General features: G+C 64.1%; 2 protein-coding genes. Both read left to right on the top strand.

Annotation, left to right across the window (positions count from 1 at the left end):
- Positions 1-371: 371 nt before the first annotated feature.
- The gene (locus tag AB0E14_RS39675; RefSeq protein ID WP_362430447.1) at positions 372-920 is read left to right on the top strand and encodes a hypothetical protein; all 549 of its coding nucleotides are present in this window, start codon (positions 372-374) and stop codon (positions 918-920) included.
- On the top strand, positions 914-1,720 hold the full coding sequence (locus AB0E14_RS39670) for an IS5 family transposase (RefSeq protein ID WP_362430444.1): 807 nt from the start codon (positions 914-916) through the stop codon (positions 1,718-1,720). The genes AB0E14_RS39675 and AB0E14_RS39670 overlap by 7 nt, the downstream gene beginning before the upstream one ends.
- Positions 1,721-1,722 lie beyond the last annotated feature (2 nt).

Below are 1,722 nucleotides of genomic sequence, written 5' to 3'. Positions count from 1 at the left end.
AAAACCCACCCCATCATGCGCCAACAGCCCACCAACCACACCCGACCGGGCACAACCCACCGACCACACCCACCAGCATCCACACCCCAACAGCCATTGACCACACACCCACACACAGCCCACATCACCCACAGAGGTTGAACTCGTGATGTCGTGACCGGTCAGGCGGGTCTGTCAATCGAACGGCTCTGTCCCACAACCGGGGGCGCGTCAGCGATCTTGTGTAATTGATCGTTTCAGAATGACTCCGGCCCAGAGCAGCACTCCCGTTGGCACTTGGGCAGCTGAGTTGGCACCTTGGCCCATGGGCGTACGCATGCGGCCTGAGCAACAGAAGCAAATCCGGACCGGTCGGACGTAGGAGTGGGTGGATGGGCACGGATGCGGAGCGGGAGTGCTGGGAGCTGCGGTCGGGAGCCGGCGTGGGTCCGTTGCAGTTCGGGATGTCTCCAGCCGAGGTAGCCCAGGCACTTTTGGTCCCTGGACCGCAGGAACTGGTTGGCGGGCCGTATGCGCAGGAGGACTTCCCGGATGGGGTCAAAGCGTTCTACGACGCGGGCAAGCTCGCCTGCGTTGCGCTGGATGCCGTCACCGGTCCACAGGTCTTCCTGTCTGGCTTCCCGCTGGCGGGAAGCGATCGGGAGCAGGGCCAGCAGTTCCTGCTGGACCACGCTGCGAAGCATGGGAACTGGGTGCTCTACACGCCTGATGACTCGCTTTCCCTGACTGAGCCTCTTTCATCCTCGGGCTCCGAGAGTGAAGATCAAGAGCATCGCCGCAGGTCAGAAGCGCTTGAGAGACCGCGCCGAGCCCAGGATGAAAGAGGCTCAATGAGCCTCTTTCATCCTGGGCTGGAGGGTGAAATGGGCTGGTCAGCGGGGGTGGTGACGAGGCAGGGCCCCTGGTCGTTGGCGTGGTGATCTCACTCAACACGCTGGCGACAGAAGGGGCCCTGGTGGTTCCGTATCCTGCCATGCTCGATGTTCCTCACGAGCTGGTTGAGCATGTTTCTTGGCTGCTGCACGAGCACCGCCGGGCCCGCAACACACGATGGCGCAGACTCGGCTGTTTCAAGCAGGCGCTCCTTGCGCTGGTCCATCTACGGAAGAACGAGACGTTCTCGCAGCTCGGGGCCGGTTTCGGGATATCCCGGGCCACCGCCTGGCGGTACGTCGACGAGACCTTGGATGTCCTGGCCGGCTGGGCACCCGGCCTGCACGAAGCACTCACCGGCCTCGGTGAAGGCAACCACGTCATCGTCGACGGCACCTTGATCCCGATCGACCGGATCCGTGCGGACGAGCCGTACTACTCGATGAAGCACCGCAGGCACGGCATGAACGTGCAGGTCATCGCCAGGTCCGACGGCACACCGCTCTGGTTCTCCCGCGCGACACCCGGCCGGACCCACGATCTGACCGCGGCTCGCTCTCACGGCATCGTCCAGGCCTGCCTCACCCGGCAGATCCTCGACCTCGCGGACCGCGCCTACCAGGGTGCCGGCGCCACCTTCCGCACCCCGTACTACCACCACCGCGAACAGCCCGAGCAATACCAGCAGTTCAACCGTGACCATGCCCGACTGAGGGCGCCTGGCGAACGCGCCTTCGCCCAATTGAAGTCCTGGCGGCTGCTCCGGCGGGCCCGATGCTCCACCAGCCGCATCGGCACCATCGTCCAGGCCATACATACGCTGCTGACCTGCAGCTATTCAGGATGAAA

The sequence above is a fragment of the Streptomyces sp. NPDC047981 genome (assembly GCF_040653315.1).
Taxonomy (GTDB): Bacteria; Actinomycetota; Actinomycetes; order Streptomycetales; family Streptomycetaceae; genus Streptomyces.
This window is presented reverse-complemented; position numbering and strand designations above follow the sequence as displayed.